The sequence below is a fragment of the Thauera sp. 2A1 genome, from assembly GCF_009469595.2.
Taxonomy (GTDB): Bacteria; Pseudomonadota; Gammaproteobacteria; order Burkholderiales; family Rhodocyclaceae; genus Thauera.
Map to the genome: position 1 here is coordinate 653 of NZ_SSXV01000063.1, position 2,350 is coordinate 3,002.

Here is a 2,350-nt window from a genome sequence, read left to right on the forward strand (position 1 = left end):
AGATAGGCTAGAGTATCTTTAAATATAAGTGATCCTACTGGAACTCATAAGTTATTACAGTTTGTAATACATTAGAATTAATAATTAAAATATACGTATATGACAAGAATAACAAGAAGCTATATAGCTCCAAATCCCAAAGAGTTTGATTACTGGGTTGACTTAGCAGCAGATCCAAAAGGTAATGTAATTAAGTATTATGCAGGTAGTAGCAAATGGCTACCAATAAATGATGATACAGATAATGATCAGAGTGCTAAGATTGCTGCACTTGAATCAGGTAAAGTAGATAAGGTAGAAGGAAAAGAACTATCCAGTAATGACTTTACGGATGCATATAAAACTAAACTAGATGGTATTGCTGCACAAGCAAATAAATATGTTTTACCAACAGCTACAGCTGAAATTATTGGTGGAGTAAAGGTAGGAACAAATATTTCTTATAGTAACGGTACAATTAGTCTTAGTAAAGCTAATGTGACTAGTGCATTAGGATATACACCTCCTACAGCAGATACTAAAGTGACTATAAATAACACTTTAACAAGTACTAGTACTACAGAAGCTTTAGCTGCTGCACAAGGTAAAGCTTTAAAAGATTTAATTGACGCATTAACTACAAGAGTTGCTGCATTAGAAACTCCAGCAGCTTAATATAACAAATACATATGGTAACAAATAGGATAATATTTTTTGCAACATCTGTTCAACCTAATCCAGAAGAAATAGACTATTGGGTTGACTTATCTGATAATCCTTACGGTGGTAGCATTAAATATTTCAATGGAACCGAATGGGTAAGGCTAGCTGCCTCTGGTGGTACACCTGACTTTAGCAACTACTATACTAAAACACAAGTAAACAAATTGCTTAATGATAAAGCAAACATTAGTGATGTAGATAGTAAAGTAGATGATGAAGAGGTAAAAGACGTAATAAAAGATATACAGTTTAATACTTCAAATCCTAATGGCATTACTATGGTAATGTTTAAGTATGATGGAAGTAATGATTCTATATCTTTACCCATAGCATCTACTGGATCAGCTGGTATTGTCACATCTAAAGACTTCTTAGACTTTGTTAAACAACATCAGTTATAGGAACTTCATACTGAGATGATTGATACCTTTGCTGATATACGTGCAAAGTATTAGAAGAAACTCATTGCAGGTTTGAACATTGAAATTGATCAAGAAACTAATGTAATTAGTGCATCTGGTGATCTAGCTGTACAATGGAATAATATTACTGGTAAACCAGATTTTAAACCAGTAGCTACATCTGGTGATTATAATGACTTAATTAATAAGTTAAAACCAGGTAAAGATGTTAGTATTAGTGAAGATAATGTAATTAGTATTGCTATTGATTCAGATTCATTAGAACAGTCTTTAACTACTTTACAAAGTAATATAGATAAAGAAGCTGCTACTGCTCGTGCTGCTGAAACTAAATTAGGCAATGATATAGCTACTGAGAAGAATAGAGCTCAATCTGCTGAATAGACTATTAGTACTAATTTACAGAATGAAATTAATAGATCTACTCAAGTAGATACTCAACATACTAATGCTATAAACAAGGAAGTACAGGATAGAAAAGAAGCTATCGCTACAGAAGTTAGTGATAGAAATGCAGCTATCTTAGTAGAAACTAATAGAGCTAAGGCTAAAGAAGAAGAACTTGATAATAAGATTACAGATCATACTGCTGCAACTAATACTGCATTAGCATTAAAAGCAGATAAGTCTGACACTTATACTAAGGCACAAGTAGATGCTAAACTATCTGGTGCTTATAAAGTAAAAGGATCTAGTACGTTTGAAGCTCTACCTAAAGACAACAATGTAGTTGGCGATGTATATAATATTACTAATGCATTTAACTTGAGTGGTAAGCATTATGATGCTGGTACTAATGTAGTATGGACTGAAGAAGGTTGGGATGCTTTATCAGGTTCATTTGATACTACTGCTATTGAAAGTAGTATTCAAGAAGTAGCTGATAACTTAGCTCAAGAGATACTTGATAGAACTCAAGCTGATACTACTATTAATAATAATGTGTCTTCACTTACTAATAGAGTAAAAGTGAATGAAGATAAACTTACTATTATTAATGGTAATGAATCTACTACTGGTTCTATAGCTAATGCTATTAAACAGGCTAAGTCATATACAGATACAACTGTAACAGCTGAATAGACTAGAGCAGAGAAAGCAGAATAGAAACTAACTAGTGATTTAGCTAGTGAAGTAACTAGAGCTAAAGGTGCTGAGTCTGCTAATGCTACAGCTATAGCAAATGAAGTAGAAAGAGCTACTGGTGTAGAAGAGACATTAAATAG

Annotated in this window: 4 protein-coding genes; all 4 read left to right on the plus strand. The window is 32.7% G+C overall.

Translation table 11 applies throughout. The features are described 5' to 3' along the window. Positions 1-99: 99 nt before the first annotated feature. The 4 genes from GH664_RS22170 (at position 100) to GH664_RS22185 (ending at position 2,207) form a co-directional block, all read left to right on the plus strand. Positions 100-654, plus strand: coding sequence for a head fiber protein (locus GH664_RS22170; RefSeq protein ID WP_153163785.1), 555 nt, complete (start codon positions 100-102; stop codon positions 652-654). A 14-nt stretch (positions 655-668) separates the two neighbouring features. After that, a complete protein-coding gene (locus GH664_RS22175; protein ID WP_153163784.1) occupies positions 669-1,103 on the plus strand; it encodes a hypothetical protein in 435 nt (144 codons plus the stop codon). A gap of 72 nt (positions 1,104-1,175) precedes the next feature. Further along, on the plus strand, positions 1,176-1,508 hold the full coding sequence (locus GH664_RS22180) for a hypothetical protein (protein WP_153163783.1): 333 nt from the start codon (positions 1,176-1,178) through the stop codon (positions 1,506-1,508). Between the two features lie 381 nt (positions 1,509-1,889). Beyond that, the gene (locus GH664_RS22185) at positions 1,890-2,207 is read left to right on the plus strand and encodes a hypothetical protein (protein WP_153170258.1); all 318 of its coding nucleotides are present in this window, start codon (positions 1,890-1,892) and stop codon (positions 2,205-2,207) included. The last annotated feature ends 143 nt before the right edge of the window (positions 2,208-2,350 follow it).

Excerpts from the sequence above, each read along its gene's own strand:
- GH664_RS22170 (WP_153163785.1), top strand. The coding sequence starts at position 100 with ATGACAAGAATAACAAGAAGCTATATAGCTCCAAATCCCAAAGAGTTT.
- GH664_RS22175 (WP_153163784.1), top strand. The coding sequence starts at position 669 with ATGGTAACAAATAGGATAATATTTTTTGCAACATCTGTTCAACCTAAT.